This window comes from Psychromonas hadalis ATCC BAA-638 (assembly GCF_000420245.1).
GTDB classification, from domain to species: domain Bacteria; phylum Pseudomonadota; class Gammaproteobacteria; order Enterobacterales; family Psychromonadaceae; genus Psychromonas; species Psychromonas hadalis.
In genome coordinates this window covers 1-23926 of record NZ_ATUO01000002.1, presented here as the reverse complement: position 1 = coordinate 23926, position 23926 = coordinate 1, and the positions used below count along the sequence as shown (strand labels likewise).

At 39.6% G+C, this 23926-nt stretch carries 21 protein-coding genes; 5 read left to right on the top strand and 16 right to left on the bottom strand.

Translation table 11 applies throughout. The features are described 5' to 3' along the window. Nucleotides 1–25: 25 nt before the first annotated feature. Nucleotides 26–2863, bottom strand: coding sequence for a bifunctional [glutamate--ammonia ligase]-adenylyl-L-tyrosine phosphorylase/[glutamate--ammonia-ligase] adenylyltransferase (gene glnE / locus G322_RS0100500; RefSeq protein WP_022939850.1), 2838 nt, complete (start codon nt 2861–2863; stop codon nt 26–28). 217 nt (nt 2864–3080) lie between these two features. Between glnE and G322_RS0100495 the strand changes: the two genes are divergently transcribed. From G322_RS0100495 to G322_RS0100480, 4 genes are all read left to right on the top strand, one after another. After that, on the top strand, nt 3081–3494 hold the full coding sequence (locus G322_RS0100495; protein WP_022939849.1) for a YjfI family protein: 414 nt from the start codon (nt 3081–3083) through the stop codon (nt 3492–3494). Between the two features lie 83 nt (nt 3495–3577). Further along, entirely contained in the window at nt 3578–4261 is a 684-nt protein-coding gene (locus tag G322_RS0100490) for a PspA/IM30 family protein (RefSeq protein WP_022939848.1), read from the top strand. Nucleotides 4262–4333: 72 nt separating this feature from the next. Continuing rightward, the gene (locus G322_RS0100485) at nt 4334–4978 is read left to right on the top strand and encodes a hypothetical protein (RefSeq protein ID WP_022939847.1); all 645 of its coding nucleotides are present in this window, start codon (nt 4334–4336) and stop codon (nt 4976–4978) included. A gap of 37 nt (nt 4979–5015) precedes the next feature. After that, entirely contained in the window at nt 5016–5354 is a 339-nt protein-coding gene (locus G322_RS0100480; RefSeq protein WP_022939846.1) for a hypothetical protein, read from the top strand. 67 nt (nt 5355–5421) lie between these two features. On the opposite strand, the gene G322_RS19575 is transcribed toward G322_RS0100480, so the two are convergent. The 13 genes from G322_RS19575 to G322_RS0100415 all read right to left on the bottom strand — a co-directional run bounded on the left by G322_RS19575 (nt 5422) and on the right by G322_RS0100415 (nt 18782). Further along, nucleotides 5422–7020, bottom strand: coding sequence for an Ig-like domain-containing protein (locus tag G322_RS19575; protein WP_022939845.1), 1599 nt, complete (start codon nt 7018–7020; stop codon nt 5422–5424). Between the two features lie 211 nt (nt 7021–7231). Beyond that, nucleotides 7232–8233, bottom strand: a complete 1002-nt coding sequence (gene trpS, locus G322_RS0100470; protein WP_022939844.1) for a tryptophan--tRNA ligase — start codon at nt 8231–8233, stop codon at nt 7232–7234. A gap of 18 nt (nt 8234–8251) precedes the next feature. Next, a complete protein-coding gene (locus G322_RS0100465) occupies nt 8252–8914 on the bottom strand; it encodes a phosphoglycolate phosphatase (protein WP_022939843.1) in 663 nt (220 codons plus the stop codon). After that, nucleotides 8914–9582 (bottom strand): ribulose-phosphate 3-epimerase, encoded by a 669-nt coding sequence (gene rpe / locus G322_RS0100460; protein WP_022939842.1) that lies wholly within the window; start codon nt 9580–9582, stop codon nt 8914–8916. The genes G322_RS0100465 and rpe overlap by 1 nt, the downstream gene beginning before the upstream one ends. Nucleotides 9583–9655: 73 nt before the next feature. After that, a complete protein-coding gene (locus tag G322_RS0100455; protein ID WP_022939841.1) occupies nt 9656–10483 on the bottom strand; it encodes a Dam family site-specific DNA-(adenine-N6)-methyltransferase in 828 nt (275 codons plus the stop codon). Then, on the bottom strand, nt 10476–12170 hold the full coding sequence (locus tag G322_RS0100450) for an AAA family ATPase (RefSeq protein WP_022939840.1): 1695 nt from the start codon (nt 12168–12170) through the stop codon (nt 10476–10478). Before G322_RS0100450 ends, G322_RS0100455 begins: the two co-directional genes overlap by 8 nt. A 5-nt stretch (nt 12171–12175) precedes the next feature. Next, on the bottom strand, nt 12176–13246 hold the full coding sequence (gene aroB / locus G322_RS0100445) for a 3-dehydroquinate synthase (RefSeq protein WP_022939839.1): 1071 nt from the start codon (nt 13244–13246) through the stop codon (nt 12176–12178). Then, the gene (gene aroK / locus G322_RS0100440) at nt 13246–13761 is read right to left on the bottom strand and encodes a shikimate kinase AroK (protein ID WP_022939838.1); all 516 of its coding nucleotides are present in this window, start codon (nt 13759–13761) and stop codon (nt 13246–13248) included. Before aroK ends, aroB begins: the two co-directional genes overlap by 1 nt. Before the next feature lie 155 nt (nt 13762–13916). Beyond that, complete coding sequence (locus G322_RS0100435; protein WP_022939837.1) at nt 13917–16055, bottom strand: type IV pilus secretin PilQ; 2139 nt, start codon at nt 16053–16055, stop codon at nt 13917–13919. Nucleotides 16056–16082: 27 nt separating this feature from the next. Next, a complete protein-coding gene (locus tag G322_RS0100430) occupies nt 16083–16601 on the bottom strand; it encodes a pilus assembly protein PilP (protein WP_022939836.1) in 519 nt (172 codons plus the stop codon). Then, nucleotides 16598–17170, bottom strand: coding sequence for a type IV pilus inner membrane component PilO (locus tag G322_RS0100425; RefSeq protein WP_022939835.1), 573 nt, complete (start codon nt 17168–17170; stop codon nt 16598–16600). The genes G322_RS0100430 and G322_RS0100425 overlap by 4 nt, the downstream gene beginning before the upstream one ends. Continuing rightward, nucleotides 17170–17727, bottom strand: a complete 558-nt coding sequence (locus G322_RS0100420; RefSeq protein WP_022939834.1) for a PilN domain-containing protein — start codon at nt 17725–17727, stop codon at nt 17170–17172. Before G322_RS0100420 ends, G322_RS0100425 begins: the two co-directional genes overlap by 1 nt. Continuing rightward, entirely contained in the window at nt 17727–18782 is a 1056-nt protein-coding gene (locus G322_RS0100415) for a pilus assembly protein PilM (protein WP_022939833.1), read from the bottom strand. The genes G322_RS0100420 and G322_RS0100415 overlap by 1 nt, the downstream gene beginning before the upstream one ends. A 212-nt stretch (nt 18783–18994) precedes the next feature. Between G322_RS0100415 and G322_RS0100410 the strand changes: the two genes are divergently transcribed. Continuing rightward, on the top strand, nt 18995–21547 hold the full coding sequence (locus G322_RS0100410; protein ID WP_028866316.1) for a penicillin-binding protein 1A: 2553 nt from the start codon (nt 18995–18997) through the stop codon (nt 21545–21547). Nucleotides 21548–21601: 54 nt separating this feature from the next. Here G322_RS0100410 and G322_RS0100405 read toward each other — a convergent pair whose 3' ends face one another. Both G322_RS0100405 and G322_RS0100400 read right to left on the bottom strand, forming a co-directional pair. Beyond that, nucleotides 21602–22999, bottom strand: a complete 1398-nt coding sequence (locus G322_RS0100405) for an ATP-binding protein (RefSeq protein ID WP_022939831.1) — start codon at nt 22997–22999, stop codon at nt 21602–21604. Then, a complete protein-coding gene (locus G322_RS0100400) occupies nt 22989–23702 on the bottom strand; it encodes a response regulator (protein ID WP_022939830.1) in 714 nt (237 codons plus the stop codon). The genes G322_RS0100405 and G322_RS0100400 overlap by 11 nt, the downstream gene beginning before the upstream one ends. Between the last annotated feature and the right edge of the window lie 224 nt (nt 23703–23926).

Genomic DNA, 23926 nt, shown 5'->3' with positions numbered 1-23926 from the left:
AAGTTTGATCTGACCCGACTTTATTTTAGGCTAAAAACTGCTGCCAAATTTTAATAACGGCTTGGCGCTCTTTTTCAAATCTTTTTTCGTCAACGATACGTGTTTGTTTATTAAGTGTTAAGCGGTGAGCCGCATCACGAATGGCACAATAAGCATCAGTCAGCGATTTTTCTTGGCTTTCTGTGAGTAAATTTAAGACTTTGCAGGTTTCAAAAATACGCAGATTATCAGACCATCTACACAGTGCTTTTTCAGACTTTTCAGCATTTGCTAACACTAAATATTGTGCAATAAACTCGATATCAACCATGCCTCCTGCTGATTGTTTCAGGTCGAATTGCCCTTTTTCTGCACGATTAAGGTGGTCACGCATTTTTTTACGCATATCTGCTACCTCTTTTGCTAACACTCGCTCCTCACGTGGTAGTGATAATATCGACTCCCGTATTTCATTAAATTGCTGTAACAACAATGCATCTGAAAACACCGCTCGAGAACGTACTAATGCTTGATGTTCCCATGTCCACGCGTCATTTTTAAGGTAATTATTATAACCTTGCATACTTGCAACCAAAGGGCCGGAGTCCCCTGATGGTCGCAAACGAATATCTATCTCATATAAAACACCTGAGTTAGTACGCACACTAAATAGGTGAATAATACGCTGCCCTAAACGGAAGTAAAAAACCTGATTATCGATAAGTCGACGACCATTAGTTTGCCCTTTAATATCGCTATCGTGCAGAAAAACCACATCGAGATCAGAACTATAACCCAGTTCAAACCCACCCATTTTCCCATAACCAATCACAGCAAAACCTTTACGATCGCTATCAACAACATTGCTTGGAAGACCAAATTTTTCAACCATCTGCGTCCATGCAATCTGCACCACATAATCCATTAGTGCTTCACTTAAAAAAGTTAAATGATCACTGACTTTTGGCAACTCTATTGCACCCGCAATATCAGCAGCTGCAATATGTAAAAACTGCATCTGTTTAAATTGGCGCAATGCTTCCATCTGTTGCTCCATATCCTCCTCGGGTATACGTAGCATAAATTGGCGCAGATCACGTTTATAGTTGACTAACTCAGTGGGGTGATAAAGATGTTGAGGGTCAAGTAACTCATCTAACAATATTGGGTGACGGCCAAGTTGCGAACTAATACGTGGACTTGCATGGCATAATTTTAATAGCTGATTTAACGCACCATCATTCTCATTGAGCAATTCTAAATAAGCAGTACGGCGCATTATTTTTAATAATAAACCTGTAATACGTCTCATCAATTCAGCAGAATCATCATAACGACAAATCTTTTCAACAATTTTAGGAAGCAGTTTTCCCATTGTTTCTTGACCACGTGGCCCCATCGGGCGTTTAGTAATATCATCTTTAAAACTCAGTAAAATGGTACTAAGTTCCGTTGCCACGTTTTCTACGATCCCCTTTTCCATTAATAGCGTCACTGTCTCCTGCTCAGTTAAATCTAATGCCCATAACTCACACAAGTCCTGATCAGAGTGTTTTTCATCTTCACTCTCACCCACCACCCAATTAAATTCATCATGTACTTTTTTCATTACATGATTAAGTGTTTGATAAAAACTTTCCCAATCTTTAAACGCCATAACAGTGATTAAACGTGTTCTATCTAACTCACTACTGGGTAAGGTTTGAGTTTGTTGATCGTTAATTTGCTGCAAGATATTTTCAACACGACGTAGAAAATGATAAGAATCAAGTAGGCTCTGTACACGTTCACGAGGTAAAGCGCCAATTTCAGCAATCACTTTTAGGGTTTCTTGAAGCCCCTTACATTGTAACTCAGGCGTTCGACCACCACGAATAAGCTGAAATGCTTGCGCGACAAACTCTATTTCACGGATGCCACCCGTACCCAATTTGATATTATCTTTAAGCCCTTTGCGGCGCACTTCGGCGCTGATCATCGCTTTCATTTTACGTAATGACTCGATGGCACTAAAATCGATATAACGACGATAAACAAAGGGACGTAACATCGCTTCTAACTCTTTCTTGTAATCTCCCTGTTCGCCTATCACACGTGCTTTGACCATCGCGTAGCGCTCCCATTCACGGCCATGACTTTGGTAATAATCTTCAATAGAAGCAAAGCTTGTCACTAAAGGCCCTGACTCACCGAATGGGCGCAAGCGCATATCGACTCGATAAACAAAACCATCCACCGTGACTTGATGCAATGCGGCAATTAAACGCTGTCCGAGTTTGACAAAGAAACGTTGGTTTTCAATGACACGACGACCACCTTGTGTTTCACCATGCTCAGGGTAAGTAAAGATAAGGTCGATATCAGAAGAGAAGTTTAATTCTCGCCCGCCCAACTTCCCCATCGCAAAAATAAACAGGCTCTGCTTTATACCTTCCCGATTAAAAGGCGTTCCCTGCTCTGTGCATTGTTTTTCATACAACCAATTCATCGCTTGTGAAATCAGTTCATCGGCTAAAAATGAGATATGTTTAAAACTCTCGGTTAAGCTCGCTTTTCCAAGCAACTCACGCCAAGCGATGATCACCATGTGTTTGCGACGAAATTGGCGCAAAACTTTATGTAGTTGCTCTTCATCTATTGTTGTCGCCAAATTGCTTTCCAACTCCGCTTTAAGCGCCTCTGTTCGCTCTTCTAATACAAAGAGGCTGCTGTTAAATAGCTCTTCTAGCAACGCAGGTTGTTTCATTAATGAATCAGCAATAAAATCACTCAATCCGAGTGCGGTTTTTAATGCGATTAATTGGGTTTCGGAGCAGAAAGAGAGATCCACTCTTTGTTTCAGATTTTCAAGGTGAATAGAGGCACAATCAATAAGTAGAGACATGGCAATAACCTAATTGTTATTAATCAAAGCACTTAACTTAACAGTTGTATGCAGGATGTTCAGTAATAAATATGTTTCGCTATTGAAAAATAGGGGGATCGTAACAATATTAGTCTTACCATGGAAAATATATAAACAAAATCGCTTGACATATAATGCCAAGCGGACTAAATTAGTTTTCAACAAGACATTAAATGTCTTACTTCTAAGGAACATTATGAATATTCATAAGATAGCAACTCACTTAAATCAGTTACAAGACGAAACTGAAACAGGTTTTGATTTTGATTGTACGCCAATTGATGGTGACATTGATGTTTTACAAGTTGAGATTCTTGGCCGTGAAGAGATCCCTATTTTCCTCTCTATTAGTGATAATCAAATTTTATGTATCGCTTATTTATGGGGTGAAGATGAAGTTAAAACAGAACTTAAAGCCAATATGATGGAAGCGATGTTAGAGATGAACATTCCAATGCCACTCTCTGCATTTGCAAAAGTTGAAGATAAATACGTCGTATTTGGTGCATTATCGATCAATTCAACACTTGATGATATCGAGTTAGAAATTGTGACACTAAGTGATAATAGCTTAGAAGTGATCAGTGAAATGGACACCTACCTAAAATAGATTTTAGGTATTTTATATACAGAATAAACAGTAACTACTCTGAGCGTTATTTTGAGTCATTACAAATAGAAAAGGAAAAAATAATGAGCATATTTAAAAAAATTATTACCGCTGTTCGTGGTGGCGCACGTGAAGCAGGTGAAGCGATTGTAGACGCAAATTCAACACGTATTTTTGAACAAGAGATCCGTGATAGTGAAAAACATATCACCATCGCAAAACGTGATTTAACCGAGGTAATGGCGAAACAGATGCAAGCGGCACGTGAACTTGCACAACTGCAGACCAGCATTAAAGAGCATGAAGGTTATGCGCTACAAGCTCTTGAAAAAGGCAATGAAGCGTTAGCAATTGAAGTTGCTGAAAAAATTGGTGAACTTGAAGCCAATGCAACCGATCAACAACAAGCGAATGAAAGTTACCTAAAAAGTGCAGATCGTTTAAAAGAGCTGATTAAAAAGAGTGAACGCCAGCTAACAGACTATAAACGTCAATTAAGCATGGTAAAGACCACTGAAAGCGTACAAAAAGCGACATCGGCAATCACCGATAACTTTACTGCCAGTAACTCTAAACTGTTAAATGCAAAAGACTCACTAGAGCGTATCAAACAAAAACAAGCAATGTTTGATGACAAGTTAAAAGCGGCGGAGCAACTAGAAGCGGAAAATGACGACAGCTCATTAAAAGCAAAATTACAAGAAGCAGGTATTGGCGCACAACAATCAAGTGCACAATCTATTTTAGATCGCTTAAAAGCGAAATAATGAACACCACCATATCAACACGAGACCCTTTACAGGGCTCGTGTTTTTTGCATTTTAAAAGAGGGTATATCGATGAGTTTTTTCAAATCGCTGTTTGCTAAAAAACAGCCAGTGCCAACACGCACGCTTAATCATCCGTCTGAATTGCAGTTAAATGATATTTTTACCTTTGGTGATAGCTTCGCATTGCCCCAAGCGATGCGTAAAATGCAACTGCAAGTCACAGATATCAACACGCTTGAATTCAAACATGAACACCATGCGCAGATAATAGGCCAAGGCAGTGGTAAACAACTGGTTTATCTTAGCTTTCCTAACAACCCGCAAAAATTAGTTAAATTTAGCTTACTATTGCCCCGCGAAGATGTTGAAGCATTGTTTGATATGGACGATTTTTCAGAAATCTTTGAGCAACCGGGCAACGCACGCTTAAAGCCATTAACCAATAATCATCATTATGCTGACATGGTTGCAGACGAATATATTCAACAAGATTTTATGACCACGGGTTATCTGCATCGTCAAGATTACCGTGGAGCAACACCACCACAATTTAATGAAGATAAACATGGCCAAGAGTTTGAGTTCTATTCACTACAAGGTAGTCAAGAAACACGTTTTGTAGACATATTTATATTTGAAAATGGTGACACAGATGTGTACCTTTCATTCCTGCGACCTGCGAATGAAATTGCTGAATTGTGGATAAAAGAATAAAGAGTAGGGTTAATAATGAAATCAAAGGAGAATAACAGTGCCACAACGTAAATTACCTGAAAAATGGCAACAATCAGCCAAAGTTGTAAAAGCGGTACAGATTGCCTTTGATATGGACAGTAAACTGCAATATAGCATTCGTCGTAGCGCGCTCGACAAAGGCGTGAGCCCTTCAGAACAGATCCGTCATCTACTTGAATTGCCCACTCACAAAAAGCCTAAGCGCCCGCGTTTGACGGTTAGTTTAAATGGTGAAGATTACCAGTTATTAAGCAAACGTTATGAGATTCCTGCCAGTGAGCAGTTAGAGATTAAAAAACAGGTGATTGAAGAGTTAACCCAGTTTGCACTGCAGAGTGAGTTCCATAAGAGCTGATTGTTGGTTTATTTGTTGCAATAAAAAAGGAGCCGAGGCTCCTTTTTTATTTGCCTAATTTTAAAAATTAAGGTGTAGCCTCTGGAGGAGCATCATCATATACGTTCATTGTATAAGTCGTAATTGTACTTGCAATACCGTTACCGCCTGGCGTGGTAATAACAATTGAAAGTTTACCGCTAGTTTTCTTATTTGGAGACTCTTCTTGGGTTATCGTAAACGTAAACAAAAAAGGTAATACACCATCAATATTTGATGAAGCACCGCCGATAAGCCAATCAGTTGGTCCTGATAGCTCACCGTTATCAGTACTTACCACAACCGTGGTACCTGATGGTGGCGCATTATTATAGATACCCGCTAGGTAAACAGTTAAATCTTGCTGTGCATTCGTTCCCCTTAAATCAATGCTACCAGTATCAATCCCTCCATTTTGTACACGAATATAAGGCACACTCGCAGCCATTGTCATTACACCAGAGGCGCGCACATAAACAGGTTTACGTGAACATAACCCTGCTTTTTCACTTTCTAGCGCACATAATAATCCATTATATTTATTATAATCGGACTCACTACCGTCTGAATAAACACCATCTTGAGGTGATAAATCAGCATACCCCTCTTCTTCATCTCCTATATTTATTGCACTTGATTCTTCTTTATAAAAACCATCTTCATTATGATCATAAAAAACTTCTGAAAGATTATTTTTGGCAAAGAAATCATCCCCAGCAGTAAACCAACCATCTGCATCATTATCTACAAAAATTTCTTCACCTAGTGTATATGCAGTAATCGTAGCGCGACCACCATAAGGTCTTCCCATGCCTCCTGCATTAATACAAGGGCCGAAATCAACTCTTTCACCGTACGCCCAAGCTGCACAACCATTTTTAAACTGATGAAGCTCATTCCCTTTAGGGCGTGGATTTTGTGATTCCCAGACTAACGAGCATTTACTAGCCACCGTTAAGCATGAACCATGAGTTCCCGTCGCTTCATCACGGATTGCACCACCCTCTGTAGTAAAGTAGATCATAGTGCCATCAGGAACAGCGTTATTATATTTATCTGCTAAACGAATGGTTATCGCAGAGGTCACACCATCAATCTTTAGTGCTTCGGGTGCATTTGTTGAAAAAGAGAGGGAGATACTATCTTGATCAGGTAATCCTGTTGAAACCGAAAGACTATCTGACACCGTAGTAATGCCACTATCAGTAGTAACATTCACACGCACAGGGCCACTAACCGTACCCGATAAAACGGTAGTACTCACAATACCGTCTGCATTTGTTGTACCTGTTGATGGATCAATTGAGGTGCCTGCTGGTGCAACAAGGGAAAAGTCTACATCAACATTCTCAACAGCTTCACCATTACGATCAATTAGTTTGAAGCCAACAAGACTTGATTCTTGGCGACCTGCACCACCAGTCCCTTTAACAGCAATCCACGAGGGTGTTGCTCCAATGTAGACAAATGATGCAGGCACACCTGGCTCAGCAGGAAGTGGTACATTCGGCTCTGGGGTAGGAGTCGGCTCACCAGTTGGCTCTGGGGTAGGAGTCGGATCTGTCCCTTCACCTCCCTCTAAGCTTCCACCACAGGCTGTGAGCAATAATGCAGATAACGCTATCGCTGAAAGAGGTAAATATCGCATATAAATTCCTTTTTATAAAATAGTTAATTAACAAAATTTGTAAGCATTATAAAGTAAATAATTTTATGACAACAACTTATTGTCACCTTTTGATATCTGGCTCACCTACTCTTTGCACTTAATTTAAATTACAACACCTTAAAAAGGCACTAAACAAACACAAAAAAGACCAACATAGTTGGCCTTTTAAAGTAGGGTTAATTAATGGTTATTATTTTGGTAAAAATCCAACGCGATCATAAACGGTTGCAAGTGTAACGGCAGCACGTTCACGCGCTTTTTCAGCACCGGCTCGAGCAACCGCTTGTAATGCAGGTTCATCAGCACGTAACATTTTGAAACGTGCTTGAATTGGCGCTAACAGGCTCACTACCGCATCGGCAGTATCGATTTTCAGATGCCCATACATTTTCCCTTCATATTGCGGAATAAGGCTTTCAATACTGGTACCTGTTGAGCAAGAAAGCAGTGTCAGTAGATTAGAGATACCCGGCTTTTCAACTTTATCAAAGTAGATACGCGCTTTTTCATCAGAGTCGGTTGCCGCCGCTTTGATCTTCTTAGCAATCACTTTTGGATCTTCTAATAACCCGATAAAGTTTTTTACATTTTCATCTGATTTAGACATCTTCTTAGTGGGATCTTGCAGGCTCATAATGCGCGCACCGTGCTCTGGAATAGCGGGCTCTGGCACCACAAAGGTATCACCGTAAGCATTATTAAAACGGGTAGCAATATCACGCGCTAGTTCAAGGTGCTGTTTTTGGTCGCTGCCTACTGGTACGTGTTTCGGACCATAAAGTAAAATATCGGCGGCCATCAATACTGGGTAACTATACAAACCAGCATTAATATTAGTGACATTCTTTTGTGATTTATCTTTAAACTGGGTCATGCGATTCAGCTCACCCATTTGTGTATAACAGTTTAAGATCCAACAAAGCTCAGCATGCTCTGGTACTTGTGACTGGATAAACATAATGCTTTTTTGTGGGTCGATACCCACTGCTTGATACATGGCTAAACCATCGTAGATTGCGCTACGCAGTGCTTTGGGATCTTGGCGTACGGTAATCGCATGTAGATCTACCAACATAAATAGGCAGTCACTGGTTTCTTGCATGGTCACCCATTGACGCAGTGCGCCCATGTAGTTACCGATAGTTAATGAACCTGATGGCTGGCAGCCACTTAATACAATTGGTTTAGTCATTTTAACTTCCTTGCACGCTTACAATAGCGTTAATAATTCGTTGAATTGATCGATAATATAATCTGGGTTTAACAATGAAACAGGCTCACCATAGTTATAACCGTAGGTTAATGCAATGCTTAACAAGCCGGCATTTTGTCCTGCTAAAATATCGTTTTTTGAGTCACCGACCATCACTGCCTGTGATTTATCTACTGAAAAGTGCTCAAGTGCAAAATTCACCGGCATTGGATCGGGTTTATTTTTGGTTAATGTATCACCGCCAATCACCAGATCGAAATGTTCTTCAATGTTAAAATATTTTAATAATTCAGGCAAAAATCGCTCTGCTTTATTGGTGATAAGCGCAGTACGATAACCTCTACTTTTTAGTGTTTTCAAAGTATGAGCAACATCAGGATATAAGCAGGACGCGCTATTCAGATAGTGCTGATAATGTTTTTCAAAACAATTAAACGCATCACTTTGTGTAACAATTTGGTTATCGGCATGCACCAAGGCACGTTCGACCAATTTAAGTAAACCGTTACCTACCCACGTTTTTATCTGCTGATCATGGCAATGTGACAGCTGAAATTCATCGAGCATCGCATTCAATGCTAAACGCAAATCTGGTACGCTATCCACTAACGTACCATCTAAATCAAAACAGATAAGTTTAATATTTTCTATTTTAGCCATTAAACGTTTGCAAGCTCGCTACGCATCTCATCGATGACCGTTTTATAGTCAGGCTGATTGAAGATAGCTGAGCCTGCCACAAACATATCTGCGCCCGCCTGTGCAATCTCTTTAATATTATCAACCTTAACGCCACCATCAACTTGTAGACGAATATCACGACCACTTGCTTCGATGAGTTTTTTAACTTGGCGTAGCTTTTCAAGGGTATGCGGGATAAAAGATTGTCCGCCAAATCCTGGGTTAACCGACATGAGGAGAATAACATCAAGTCTGTCCATTACATGCGTTAACACATCAAGTGAAGTCGCAGGGTTTAACACTAAACCTGCTTTACAGTTGTTATCTTTAATCAATTGCAGAGAACGATCAACATGTTCAGAAGCTTCTGGATGGAAAGTGATAATTGACGCACCCGCTTTAGCAAAATCAACAATCATAGTATCAACGGGTTTTACCATTAGATGCACATCAATGGGCGCCGTAATACCGTAATCGCGCAGTGCTTTGCAGACCATCGGACCGATGGTTAAGTTCGGCACATAATGGTTATCCATCACGTCAAAATGAACGACGTCAGCACCATCAGCAAGCACTTTTTTAACATCTTCACCTAAACGGGCGAAATCGGCAGAGAGGATAGAGGGGGCAATTAAGTAATCGGTCATGGTTTACATCCAGTGGCAGAAAAAGATGCCACTATGATACTTCAAAATGCCAAGTCAGCAAGGCTACAACAGACTATTTTTTATTGTCGGTAATCGCACTAAACAGGGCAAATACTTCACCTACGGGTTCACGATTTTTGGTATTACTACTGATTGTGCGTGACACCTGTATTTTATCGCAAATAGCGCCATGGTAGAGCGCTTGCGTTAAAATGGTGTCGTGGTTGCTCAGTAATACTGCACACTTTGATTCACGTGCAAGACGCGCTAAATTAGCTTGATCATCTAAACTAAAACCTTCTTTGGCATAACCTGTAAAAGAGGCGCTTTTACTTAGTGGCACATACGGAGGATCACAATACAGCACATCATCATCACGTAAATACTGGAATAATTTTTGGTAAGGCTTACAAACAAAGGTCGCCTTTTTGGCTTTTTCAGCAAAAAACAGTAGTTCTTTTTCTGGGAAATAGGGCTTTTTATAGCGTCCAAATGGCACGTTAAAACCACCACTTTGATTATAACGACATAAGCCATTGTAACCATGACGGTTCATATATAAAAACATCAGTGAACGCTGATAAGCATCGTCGCACAAGTTAAACTGTTCACGAATTTTATAATAGGTAGCTTCATCATTATATTGAGGCTGAAAATAGTGCTTCGCATCTTCGATAAACTGCTTCGGTTTACGTTTTATGATGTTATACATGGCAATCAAATCGGCATTAATATCGTTAAGCAGGTATTCATCAAAGTCGCTATTTAAGAACACTGAACATGCACCAACAAAAGGTTCGATCAAACGTTTTCCTGGTGGTAAACGTAGATTTATCTGCTCTGTTAGCGAATATTTCCCGCCAGCCCACTTTAAAAAAGCACGATGTTTTTGTTTACTCATTTAACTGTAGATCCCGATGTACCGCTGCATATTTTTTGACCCAGCTATCTAAATTAACAAAGCTATTGGGCAAGTTTTTAGCCATTTTATTCGCTTCTTGACGCGTTTTAAATTGACCGTAAATCACCACAACCCAATTTTTTCCGTTACGAATGGTTTGATAAAGGTAAACATCTTTTTGTGGTAATTGATGTGTTTCTGCAAACTCTTGTCGTGATTTTTCAGAGCTCATAGCAGAAAGTTGCAGCGTATAAAGTTCAGGTTTAACCGCTAACAAAAAAGCCTTGTCAGTAAAAATACTATCTGTTTCAGCAAGTTCACTGACCTGTTGTACTGATTGTAATTTTTCTACGGCGATTGGAACGTCTAACTCAGTGATCGCTTGTACAATAATCACCTGCTTTTCAGGGGATTGTGACGCTGCAACAGACTCTATTTTAAACTCAGTGAAGGTAATAGGCTTAACTTTAAACTCAGTTAAAGTGATAGGCTCAACTTTAAACTCAGTTAAAGTGATAGGCTCAACTTGTTGAGCTGCCTTTATTTTTTCTAGAGTAGGTTTTTCTATAACGACCTTCTCTACGACAGGTTTTTGTACTGCTAAAATGCTCACTTCAGACAGAGGTTCATTTTCAACCTCGTCGATTGAATCGGTTTGTTGCGCTAGCTCAAGTAACTGCTGTTCTGATATAGTCACTCGCTCCTTATTATCAGCTTCACCCACACTTAATTGATTATCTATTATATCCTCTTTATCATTAGACCACTGCCCAGCTAACTCTTCTGTTTGCTTTATTTCAGTAGACACATCGGTAATTAGCTCAGTTGCCACTATCTCATCTAATAAAACAGTGTCAGTTTCAATGATTATTTCTGGGGAAATTTTTGGTGCATTAAATTTTGGATAAAGATAAAAAGCCCCACCCCCTGCAATAGCCACCAATAAAAGCATCAACAATAGTGCAGGAAAACGTGTTTTAAACCAAGAGGGACTTACATCCTCTAACTCATCTTGGCTTATTTCTGTGGCTAATAACAATATTTTTTGCGGGATACCATTGCATAATAAAAGTTGCTTAAACAGTGCATCTTGATGCAGCAGTTTGGGAGAGTAACCCAGTTGCTCAAAACTATGTTGTAATAATTGCGATGCTTCCTGCTGGTTAAGTGCAGCTAACTTGAACGTTAACGTGGCAATTGCAGTGCCTTTAATCGTATCTAACATCTGATTATTAGTCTGCTCACCACTGAGTAAAATAAAGTTTATTTCACTCTCACTCAGCTGTGATTTATGTTTGATCACATCACAAAGTTCAATAAGTAGAGATGCGGGCAACAGTTCTGCGTTATCAATCACCACAATACGCGCGATATCAGCGCGTTGCTTATCTTTTAATAAAAGTAACGTGTCATGCAAACTAGCATCAGCATCAAAGAGTGGGTCTTCAAACAGCTGAGAAATAATTTGCTGACGAATTTTAGACGCAGAGATGGGCTCAGCAAGTGAAATAAAAGCTTGCAAAGTTTTATTGGGTAACTGATTGGAAAGCTGTTCAATAAGCGTGCTTTTACCACTGCCCTTTTCACCTGAGATAAAGATCATCGAAGATGATAGATACAGTAGATGTTGCAGGCGTTCAATAAGCTGCACCTGCGACGGAAATGAGATAAGTGTGCGCTCAACCATGACGGTTAATGTTCAATTACACTACGAAGCACAGCTTCACTAACATCAGAATAGATTTCACTACTGCCAATGCCAGTCGGTAGAATTAATCGTAATTGTCCATTTAATACTTTTTTATCAAGCTGCATATGTTTTGCAAAATGCTCATAATTCATTTTTTTGGGGCCATCCAGCGGAAGATCAAATTGTTTAATAAGTCGCATGATCTGCTCAACCTGAGGGCGTTCTAACAACCCTAAAATGAGTGCTGTTTTAGCCGCAAGTACCATGCCGACTGCAACTGCTTCACCATGTAACCAGTTTCCATAACCCTGCTCAGCTTCAATAGCATGACCAAAAGTATGGCCTAAATTAAGCAATGCACGTATACCATGCTCTTTCTCATCTTGCGCTACAATTTCTGCTTTGATTGCACAACAACGCTTAATCATATAGGTAATGGCTTTGGACTGTAGTGATTTGATATCACTCACATTATCTTCAAGCCAAGCGAAGAATTTAGCATCATAAATAATGCCATATTTAATCACCTCCGCCATCCCTGCTGAAAATTCACGCTTAGGTAATGTTTTCAGACAATTAATATCAATAATAACCGCTTGTGGCTGATAAAAAGCACCAATCATATTTTTGCCAAGCGGGTGGTTCACCGCCGTTTTACCACCCACAGATGAATCAACTTGTGATAATACGGTCGTCGGCACTTGAATAAATGGCACGCCACGCTGATAGCAAGAGGCAGCAAACCCAGCCATATCACCAATCACACCACCACCTAATGCGATAATAGTGGTATCACGTGCATGTTTTTTCTCAAGCAGGGCACTCAAAATCGTTTCAAAAGTGGCTAACGTCTTATATTTTTCACCATCAGGTAAAATAATTTCATCAATCACGAACTGTTTTAAACTATTTTTACAGCGTTCTAAATAGAGTGGTGCAACGATATCATTAGTGACAATCATCACTTTTTTACCCGTGATGGCAGTAGCAAAAAGATCGCTCTGCGCTAATAGGTTTTCACCAATTGAGATCGGGTAGCTACGAGAGCCTAAATCAACCGTTAATTTATCCATTAGAAATCCAGTAATTTAATAATTTGACTTGCCACTACTTTTGCGCTTTGTTCATCAGTTTCAATTGTATAATCAGTGGCTTCATCGTACAACGCATTACGCGTTTTCGCTAACGCTTCCAGCACACTGCGGGGATCTTCTGTTTGTAAAAGCGGGCGACGTTTATCTTTTAAAGTACGCGCAAGTTGTTTATCAACACTGGTTCTCAAATAAACCACGATACCACGTGCAGACAGATGCCCTCTATTCTCAGGACGAACAACTGCACCACCGCCAGTGGCTAAAACAATGCCATGTTTTTGGGTTAACTCATCAATCATATCTGATTCACGATTACGAAAGCCTTCTTCACCTTCTACATCAAAAATCCATGCGATATCCGCACCTGTTTTTTTCTCAATTTCACCATCCGAGTCATGAAAGTTGAGATGTAACATTTGTGCCAAGTGACGTCCAATTGTGCTTTTGCCAGCCCCCATAGGGCCAATTAAAAAAATATTACGTTGTTCTGCCATGTTGATTTTTTACTCAGTGATTAGTTACAGGAAATTCCCATTGAAAAAGAAATGCTGCGTATTATCGAATTGTTGATAACTGATTGCAAGTTATTACACACAAAAAAAGCCTGAAGTTAAACTTCAGGCTTTTTTGTTAAATTATCAGCTCACTCTTAATATTTAGTTTGCATCACAATACGTGGGGTTACAAAAATAAGTAGCTCTGATTTTTGGCTTGAATCTGTTGTTGTTCTAAACAGATAACCTAAATAAGGAATATCCCCTAAGATTGGCACTTTTTTCACACCCGTGGTAATACGTTGTTGGTAGATACCACCTAAAACGATAGTCTCGCCATTCTCAACTAATACCTGTGTACTGATCTCCTGTGTATTAATCGATACTGCTTGGCCAATACCCGTAGGAATGATGTCCCCCACTGAGTCTTGAGTGATTACCAGATCTAAAATAACTTTATTATCCGGGGTGATTTGTGGTGTTACTTGCAGGCTTAATACCGCTTTTTTAAAGCTTATTGACGTTGCACCAGACGATGCAGACTCAACATAAGGAATTTCGGTGCCTTGTTCAATATAAGCAGTTTGTTGATTAGCCGTGGTAATACGCGGACTGGCAATAATTTCTGCTTTATTTTCTTGCTCTAAGGCAGAAAGTTCAAGATCAAGTACCTGACCATTGGCCAGCTTAGCCACTTGAAACGCTATCGTACCCGCCGCATTTGCAACGGGCAAATTCACATTCAAACGATCCTCTATACTCCCCAAAGAGCCTTTATTAGCTGCGTCTGCACCAGCAAGTGTACCAGATGTTGCAGCATCTCCACCTGTTGCTGTAATACCCCATTTGATACCTAGCTCTTCTGCAACTTTATCGCTCACCGTCACCATGCGTGCTTCAATAACTACTTGGCGCACAGGAATATCTAATACTTCAATCATCTCTTTAACGGCATCAATCACCGCCGCCGTATCTTTTAACAGCAACGTATTGGTACGAGTATCGGTACTTACTGCACCACGAGATGACAATAGACTTGCATTGCCATTTGATAACATTGAAGCTATATCAGCTACTTTTGCATAATTAATTTGAATAAACTCTGCATAAAGTGGTGCAAGCTCTTCAACCTCTTTTTCCGTTTCTAACTGCTCACGTTCTTTAGCTGCTAACTCAGTAGCGGGTGCAATCATCAACACATTGCCATCCATGCGTTTGCCAAGACCTTTTACTTTAAGAATAATATCTAGCGCTTGTTCCCATGGCACATCATCTAAACGCAGCGTGATATTACCACTGACTGAATCGGTGATAACCAAGTTAAAACCGTTAAAATCAGCAATTAACTGTAAAACGGTACGCACAGGAATGTCTTGGAAGTTAAGTGAAATCGCTTTACCTTGATAAACACTCTCTTTTTGATTTTCTAGCTTCTTAGAAACCTCAATCATAAACAGAGTATCTAACTGATCATAACGGTAATTATATTCCTCTTTAATATCAAAAACAAAACGTGTTTTTCCATCTTCTTTAAAGGTTTCGATTTTTTCTACCGACGTTGCAAAATCGACAACATCCATAATATATAAAAACTCATTGGCAATATGAGTGCTTTGAAATTCTGCAATTAATTGTTGGTCACGACGGCGAATATCAACAGCAACACTTGAGTTATCTAGATAAACCAGTAACTTTCCTTGACCTTCTGAGCCACGCTTGAAATCGATGGACTTGATGCTGTTAACGTAACCTTTGGGGGTCCCTTGCGCAGTTTGAACGGGTACAATTTTTTCTTCACTGCTTTTACTCATCGGTGTGACAGCAATTTGACTGCCGCTGTCTTGTGCAATGGCAGCTGCCAGTGCAGCCTCACTCTCACTCAGTTCAGCGGCTGCATTCACACCTTCTCCAAAACGAACAAAAAGTGTTTTTCCCTCTTGCACTATTCGATAAGGCATCAACGTATCTAACGCAATAATTAAGCGTAACCCATCTGTCGTACGTTTCGCTTCAACATTATTCACGCCACTTTTTTCAATCTCAATAGGATTGAGTTTAAGCACTGAACTTGCATCTTCAATATCAACAACTAGCTGATTTGGGCGATAATGCAACTTATCAGCATAACCTGTGATGGCTTCATTAAATTCAAATTTTAATTCAAATTTACCATCCGTCAGTGGATTTACATTAAGCTTCGTTAATTGTGACTCTGCCAGTGCAATAGAAGAGCTTAGTAATAAACTCACTATTGAAATAAGCGTGACTAGCTGTATTTTATTTATTATTTTCATAATTTTAATCTCATCCCTGCTCTGAGCTTATTTTGATTGTAGCGTAACTTGCGTAATTCGCTCTTGCCAACAACCATCTCTATCTGAAGCTAACTCCAATAATTCAATCTTAGCTTTAGTGATTTTTAATACTTTTCCGTGATTTAAACCGAGGTAATACCCGGGTCTTACTTTATGAATTTCTCCACCAGACACTTGTACTAATGCCCATAACTCTCCATTTATCAGTAATGTACCGCGCATCAGTAAATTATCAAGCGAATACGCCTCTAATGCCTGCTTGTTACGTTTGAAATTAGGTTGAGGACAACTTTTAGGTGCGTTTTTAGTAGGAGCTACCACTTCTGCTCTCGGGTCTGAAAATGGATTTCGCCCATCACCTCCCGTATATGCTAATGCATCAATTTTACGTAACTCAGGTATTTTATCATTAATAGGGTAAACTTTAGATTTTGCTTCCACTACAAACGTATTCAGATCATCAACTTTCACTTCCACACAGGAGAAAAGAGGCAAGCTAAACAGTAATATGACCAGAACTCTCATTTTTTTCCTCCTTTATATCGGTAAGTCTTAGCGACAACATTTAGCGTTAGCTGACCTTTTTTCCCTTTCGTCAGGCGTAAATTATCTAAAATCACGATACGTGGTAAGGCCGCAATATCCGCTGCGAATTGCCCTAGTTGCTCATAACTCCCTACAACTTGAATACTTATAGGTACTTCAACCGAAAGCTCACCATCTTTCTTTGCCCCCCAATTAATACTCTTAAACTGTAGGCCATTATCACCACCAATAAAACTGATATCATCGAGTAAACTCGCGATCTCTTTTTTACTCGGTAACTTATTAATTAACCCTTCAAAAATAACGTTAATTTCAACCATTTGTGCCCGATAAGCTTCTAAATTAGCAGACAATGCAGCTTTTATTTTAAAGCTATCTTTTAGCGTTTGCTCTTTAGCCTCAACCACTTTGAGCTGCTCTAACTGTGGAATAGTGACGTAATAATAAAAAGCGCCTGCAAACATTGCACATACTAGCGTAATAAAAACGCCACGATACAATGCAGGCCAACTCCCTACATTTTCAAAATCCAACTCATTTAAATCCATTATTTAGCGCCCTCGGTGTCAGGAACAACAGTAAAATCCATTCCAAAGTTATACAGTTTAATCGGTTTTCTTGGCCCCTCTTTGATACTACGTAGGTACGAGTCTCCCAACCAACCAGAACTATCGATATTCCTCATCATTCTGGTGACACGATTATTTGATTCCGCCGTACCTTGTGCAACGACTTTTTCATTACTAAAAGAAACCGTTTTTAAATAAACACCAGCGGGCACTGTGTCTGCTAAGGTATTAAAGAGACGCGTTGCAAAGTTACGTTTTTCCTCTAATGTTTGAATCAAAGTGATACGGCGCTCTAACTCTGCTTTCTCTTTTTTAATTTGGCTTATCTCTGCAATACGACGATCTAAAATAATGGTTTGTGTTTGCAGAAATTGATTACGCTGATTTTGTGCGCTGATCATTGAATCTACATACATCTTACCCGTATAAGAGATAGCTAATATCACTATTGAGCTCAGCAACAGCAACACAAAAAAAGCATTTTTCTTTTTCTTTTTGTGTTCTTCTCGCCATGGTAGGAGGTTAATATTAGACATTATTGAACTCCCCTTAACGCGAGACCGAGTGCCATCATGTATTTAGGACCTACTTTATGTAGTAAGATTTTATCCGATTCATTCTTATACTCAAAACCGATAAATGGATTAGCAACTTCAACATCAAGATCTAACTCCTCTTCAAGCTGCGAGATCAAACCTGGCATTAACTGACAGCCCCCCATCAGTATCACTTTTTCCACTTGGATATTATTAGGTGCGTTAGTAAACATACGCAGATCAAAACGAAGATGATTCACTGTCATGTTAATAAAAGGAGCAATCACATCCACATCACAATCCACTGGCCATTCATGATCTACTTTTGCTTTTTCAGCTTCAATAAATTTCATGCCGTAGTGATCCGCCATCATCTGTGTACACGTTGCCCCACCATGATTTTTTGAACGCGAGAAAATAACATTACCTTGGTGAACAATGTTAAGCATCATTTGTGATGCACCAATATCAACGATAGCAATGCCTTTATCATAATCTGCACGGTCAAAAAGAAGCTCACAAGCACGCGACTGTGCATGACTGGCGACATCAACAACCTTAGTCATTAATCCCGCATCTTCTACGCAATCGACTTGCGCAAGCACGGTTTCTTTTCGGGCAGCACTCAATAATACATCGTTCAGTGATTTATCTGCTGCATTAGGGGCAATCACTTCAAAGTCTAAAAAGATCTCATCAAGTGGAAAGGGAATACTATTTTCCGCTTCAAATTCGACTTGAGCTTCTAGCTCAATATCATTAAGCTCTGCATTCATCGCAATCACTTTAGTAATGACATCTGCACCACTAACCGCCATCGCCACATTTTTATATGAGGAGGGGAAATTTTTACGTAACTGTTTAATAATTTGAGTCAATTTAGCAATATCTTCAAAATGATTATCAACAATTAAACCTTTAGGGATAGGCGCTTCTGCAACGGCATCAATTTGAAATGTGCCTTTTCCCTTGGAGATAGCGACCGCTTTAATTGAGCTGGAGCCAAAATCGAGGCCAATTAAGGCACTAGAATTTTTTTTAAGACCTGAAAACATAACGTCCTTGCCATATTAAATAAGTAGGTTTGCTGAGCATTGATAGACTGAAAATACACCACAGCTATAGTGACTAATAATAAGACGAAAATCAGTAACTTCCAAGGTGATAAGTCACACTTCCCTCTTTCTATCCCCAATTATCACTATATACTATTAAAATAGGTACAATGACATCAGTTAGTTATAAAAAAAACAAAGGTAAATATAAAATGAAAAAATGGATTAAACGCTTCTTCATTGCCTCAGCGTTAATGATTTTATTAGGTTTAGGCATCATTGTAGGTATCTATTACCACCTAAAATCTGATCTACCTGATGTGGCTACAATCCAAGATATAAAACTACAAGTACCAATGAAAATATTCAGTATTGATGGTGAATTATTATCACAATTTGGCGAAAAACGCCGTATTCCTTTGCAGCTAGATGAAGTGCCAGAACAACTAATTAATGCCTTTCTAGCCACCGAAGATAGTCGCTATTATCAACACTTTGGTATCGACCCTATCGGTATTGTACGCGCAGCAATGGTTTATGCTTCCACAGGAAAAGCAAAGCAGGGGGCAAGTACCATTACTCAACAAGTTGCCCGTAACTTTTTTTTAACACGCGAAAAAACCTTTATTCGTAAAATCAAAGAAATTTTTATCGCCATTCAAATTGAACAGTTATTAACGAAAGATGAAATTTTAATGCTTTATCTTAATAAAATTTCATTAGGGCATCGCTCATTTGGTATCGGTGCAGCAGCACAGGTTTATTACGGGAAAACTGTACATGAGTTAACGCTACCTGAGATGGCAGTGATTGCAGGGTTACCCAAAGCCCCCTCTAGTAACAATCCCATCTACTCACCTAAAAATGCCAAAGCACGTCGTAATATTGTATTAATGCGTATGTTAGACGAAAAGCATATTTCAAGAGCTGAATATGATGAAGCAACACAAGCGCCCATTACAGGTAAATACCATGGTGCGGAGATAACCTTATCAGCTCATTATGTCGCTGAACTTGCGCATAAGAAATTGCTTGAACTGTACGGTAAAGAGCGAGTTTACAATGAGGGTTACAACGTTTACACCACGATCAATAAGCAAGCACAACAAGCGGCTAATAAGGCTGTTATTGATAATTTACACAATTATGACAAACGTCATGGTTACCGTGGTGCAACGGCTATTTTATGGGAAGTGCCAAGCGACAATTGGTCAACTGAAGATATAGTAAAAACACTTAAAAAAGAGCCAAATTTTGCGGATCTACAACCCGCAGTTATTATTGAAGTAAATGAGCAATCAATTACTGTTATCAGTAAAAAATCGGGCGAAATTGCACAGCAGATAAATTGGGATGGTTTAAAGTGGGCGCGCCCTTATATTAGTGATTCAAAGCAGGGAAAAGCACCCAAAATGGCCAGTGATATTGTCGCAGTAGGAGAGCAGATTTGGGTGCGGAAAGTGGATGAAGTGTTAGAGCTATCACAATACCCTGATGCAAGTGCAGCCTTTGTTTCATTAGATCCACAAGATGGCGCAATCACCTCAATGGTCGGTGGTTTTAGCTTCGTGCAAAGTAAATTTAACCGTGTGACGCAAGCACAGCGCCAAGTAGGCTCAGTTATTAAACCCTTTATCTATTCCGCTGCGCTGGATAATGGCTATACCTTAGCAACGCTAGTTAACGATGCCCCAATTAATCAATGGAGCGGTAGCGCGGCTTGGCGACCAAAGAACTCACCTCCTATTTATAATGGACCTATTCGTTTGCGTCGCGCACTCGGTCAATCTAAAAATGTGGTTTCAGTGCGTTTAGTGCAAGACCTAGGGATTGATAAAATAATAGAGCAACTGGGGAAATATGGTTTTGATACCAACAAGATCCCAAGGAACAACTCAATTGCACTTGGCTCAGCTTCACTTTCGCCACTCAAGCTCGCAACAGGTTATGCCATTATTGCGAATGGTGGTTATAAAATTGAACCTTATATTATCGAACGAATAGAAGATGCTTACGGCACGATTATTTATCAAGCGGCCCCAAAAATTGTTTGTAAAGGGTGTCGTAAATTATATGAGCAACAAGCAACAAATAAAGAAATAGGCTACCTGAGTCAAAAGGGCAATAAAAACAGCTGTGCTATCTCTCCAATCAGTGAAGATCAAATTGCACCATCCGTTATCAGCCCTGAAACTGCCTTTTTAACCCGTGAACTACTTTATACCGCAATTTGGGGCGGTGGTAGCTGGCAACATAAGACTGGCTTTAACGGTACGGGTTGGCGTGCGGCTATTGCATTGAAACGCCGCGATATAGGCGGTAAAACAGGTACAACCAACGATTCAAAAGATGCGTGGTTTTCAGGCTATGTAGGTAATGTAGTCGCAACATCATGGGTTGGTTTTGATAATTTCAATCGTGATTTAGGCAAAGCAAGCCGTAATAAGAACCTGGGTAAAGATCAGGTTTCTGGTGGTGAATTTGGTGCAAGAACCGCACTACCGGCATGGAATGACTTTATGAAAACAGTTGCACTTCCCTTGCCTGTGGTAAAAAAAGAGATACCAACCACTATCTCTACTGCACGTATTGATAGAAAAACAGGCTTATTAAGCAATCAAATAGATTACACCTCTTTATTTGAATATTTCAAAGCTGATTCGATGCCAACAGAGTATGCTGAGCAGCCTGAAACTTATCAAGATACTGATTTTAATGACCAGAACAATGATGATAAAAATAGTGTAGATGAAGAGCTGTTTTAAATTACTAATCCAACAAAGGCTGACCTACGAAGCGTAGGCAGTCTTTATTCAAAACTAACTATTTTTAGGTAACCAGAGCTGCACTTTAAACCCACCCGTAACTACATTACTAAAGCTCATTTCCCCTGCATGTGCTTGTACAATACTGTGGCTAATAGCCAGCCCCAAACCGACACTAGAGTCTTGTGTGTCGCGCGCTTTATCTAAGCGCACAAACGGTTTTATCACCTCAGAAAACTGTGACGCTTTAATGCCCTGACCGCCGTCAATAATATTGATAAGCAAACTCCCATTCTCTTGTAACGCTTCAATAACAATTGCAACCTCACCGGATTCATCTTGACCGTAAGCGATGCTGTTATTGATCAGGTTTTCAATCACACGACGAAAAGCAACGGGCCATAATCGAAAAACAAGTTTATCAACACCCATTAATTGAATATTAATACCACGATCAAAATAATCATCACAAATAGTGGTTAATAAACTGATGACTTCTATTTCCTGCTTCTGCTCTTTGTGTGCGTCATCTTTAGCAAAATCTAAAGTCGCTTTAAGCATTTTTTCCATCTGATTAACCGTTTCTAACATGCGTTTTTGGTCTTCTCCTGATTCAATAAATTCAAGGCGTAAACGCAAACTGGTAATAGGTGTACGTAGATCATGGGAGATAGCAGCAAGCATCTTACTGCGATCATCAATAAAGGTGGAAAGATTTGATTGCATCTGGTTAAACGCACAGATAGCAGGAATCACCTCGCTAGGACCTTGCTCTGGGATATTTTTAAAGTCACGCTCACTGCCCACTTTTCTGGCTGCCTCTGCTAAGGTTTCAATGGGTTTCAGAGCGCGCTTTACTGTCCACGCCATGGTCATTAATATCAACAAGGTAAATAACAACACTAAAAAAATTGTTTTCATCGGTAGATGGGTTATTTCGTCATCAATCGCGGAACTAAAGTTTAACCAATGCCTATCTGTCAACAAAATAGAGCCTGTTAATTTAAGGTTATATCGCGATCTCTTTTTCATACGATCGCGCATCGACATATGCCTGTGCTTGATCTCATTTTTTCTATCTGAACGTTTTATACTGGCAGAAACAATACGAATATCTTCTATTTCAATACCCTCTAATAACGTTGTTAACTTACGGCTCAAACGAGAGGGTTCTTTTTTATTAACAATCGGTCGCGTATCTAATGAAAGATAAAACCCCATACCTTGACTCGCATTAATGATCTCATTATGCAGTTCAAAAGGGGTTTTATTTAAGATATTAATCAGTGAACTCACTCGTTCAAGGGTGCTATCTGTTGATACAAAATTTAATGCGCGTTGGCGCTCATCAGAATAGAGTTGCATGGAAATGGACAACACCAATAACAATCCTAATAACATGATCAAACTTATCTGACCAACCAAACTTTTAGGTAATAACTTATGTATCATGTTTTACTTCACAGGTGAATTGATAACCTCCTCCCCAAATTGTTTTGATTAATTCTGGGTGTTTCGCATCTCGCTCTAACTTTTTGCGCAGACGACTTATCAAAGTATCAATAGCACGATCATAAACGCCACCATCACGCCCTTTACTAAGATCTAACAATTGGTCACGACTTAATACTCGCTGCGGATGATCGATAAAAACACGTAACAGGTCAAATTCAGCACTGCTCAGTACCACCATCACACCCTTATTATCCGTTAATTCACGTTTATGAATATCTAGACACCACTGAGCAAAGTGGTATTTATCTATCTCTGAAATAGGTGTGCTTAAACTATTTACACGGCGCAATACCGCTTTGATACGCGCTAATAACTCACGTGGATTAAAGGGTTTAGCAAGGTAATCATCAGCGCCCATCTCAAGGCCAATAATTTTATCCATCTCATCCCCCATCGCCGTTAACATCACAATGGGAATATTAGAGGTAGCACGCAAATCACGACATAAGGTTAAACCATCTTCACCGGGTAACATTAAGTCCAATACAATCAGATCGATTTTAGCGTGACTTAAACAATGCTTCATCTCTTTACCGTCTTTCGCCACGCTAACACGGTAATTATGTTGTATAAAAAAACGCTGTAATAATTCACGAATTTCATGGTGATCATCAACGACTAATAGATGAGGTTGCTGCATTTTTGCTCCTTAGTATGACTTTCTAATAACAAGATTACGCTATTTTGAGGGTTAATTGTGTCAAAGTGTGTCAAAAGCCCCTATTGCCACAAACTATTACAAACTTCCCCTTTTTCGACAAACTCCTGACAAACCTCACTGCTTTAATAGAAGCATACAAGAAGAGAAAAATACTTAGGATCGGCTTCAAAATTACTTGCGCTTTTGTTTTCAAAATAACCAGT

Coding starts and splice junctions, on each gene's coding strand:
- glnE (WP_022939850.1), bottom strand. CDS start 2,863: ATGTCTCTACTTATTGATTGTGCCTCTATTCACCTTGAAAATCTGAAA.
- G322_RS0100495 (WP_022939849.1), top strand. CDS start 3,081: ATGAATATTCATAAGATAGCAACTCACTTAAATCAGTTACAAGACGAA.
- G322_RS0100490 (WP_022939848.1), top strand. CDS start 3,578: ATGAGCATATTTAAAAAAATTATTACCGCTGTTCGTGGTGGCGCACGT.
- G322_RS0100485 (WP_022939847.1), top strand. CDS start 4,334: ATGAGTTTTTTCAAATCGCTGTTTGCTAAAAAACAGCCAGTGCCAACA.
- G322_RS19575 (WP_022939845.1), bottom strand. CDS start 7,020: ATGCGATATTTACCTCTTTCAGCGATAGCGTTATCTGCATTATTGCTC.
- trpS (WP_022939844.1), bottom strand. CDS start 8,233: ATGACTAAACCAATTGTATTAAGTGGCTGCCAGCCATCAGGTTCATTA.
- G322_RS0100465 (WP_022939843.1), bottom strand. CDS start 8,914: ATGGCTAAAATAGAAAATATTAAACTTATCTGTTTTGATTTAGATGGT.
- rpe (WP_022939842.1), bottom strand. CDS start 9,582: ATGACCGATTACTTAATTGCCCCCTCTATCCTCTCTGCCGATTTCGCC.
- G322_RS0100455 (WP_022939841.1), bottom strand. CDS start 10,483: ATGAGTAAACAAAAACATCGTGCTTTTTTAAAGTGGGCTGGCGGGAAA.
- G322_RS0100450 (WP_022939840.1), bottom strand. CDS start 12,170: ATGGTTGAGCGCACACTTATCTCATTTCCGTCGCAGGTGCAGCTTATT.
- aroB (WP_022939839.1), bottom strand. CDS start 13,246: ATGGATAAATTAACGGTTGATTTAGGCTCTCGTAGCTACCCGATCTCA.
- aroK (WP_022939838.1), bottom strand. CDS start 13,761: ATGGCAGAACAACGTAATATTTTTTTAATTGGCCCTATGGGGGCTGGC.
- G322_RS0100435 (WP_022939837.1), bottom strand. CDS start 16,055: ATGAAAATAATAAATAAAATACAGCTAGTCACGCTTATTTCAATAGTG.
- G322_RS0100430 (WP_022939836.1), bottom strand. CDS start 16,601: ATGAGAGTTCTGGTCATATTACTGTTTAGCTTGCCTCTTTTCTCCTGT.
- G322_RS0100425 (WP_022939835.1), bottom strand. CDS start 17,170: ATGGATTTAAATGAGTTGGATTTTGAAAATGTAGGGAGTTGGCCTGCA.
- G322_RS0100420 (WP_022939834.1), bottom strand. CDS start 17,727: ATGTCTAATATTAACCTCCTACCATGGCGAGAAGAACACAAAAAGAAA.
- G322_RS0100415 (WP_022939833.1), bottom strand. CDS start 18,782: ATGTTTTCAGGTCTTAAAAAAAATTCTAGTGCCTTAATTGGCCTCGAT.
- G322_RS0100410 (WP_028866316.1), top strand. CDS start 18,995: ATGAAAAAATGGATTAAACGCTTCTTCATTGCCTCAGCGTTAATGATT.
- G322_RS0100405 (WP_022939831.1), bottom strand. CDS start 22,999: ATGATACATAAGTTATTACCTAAAAGTTTGGTTGGTCAGATAAGTTTG.
- G322_RS0100400 (WP_022939830.1), bottom strand. CDS start 23,702: ATGCAGCAACCTCATCTATTAGTCGTTGATGATCACCATGAAATTCGT.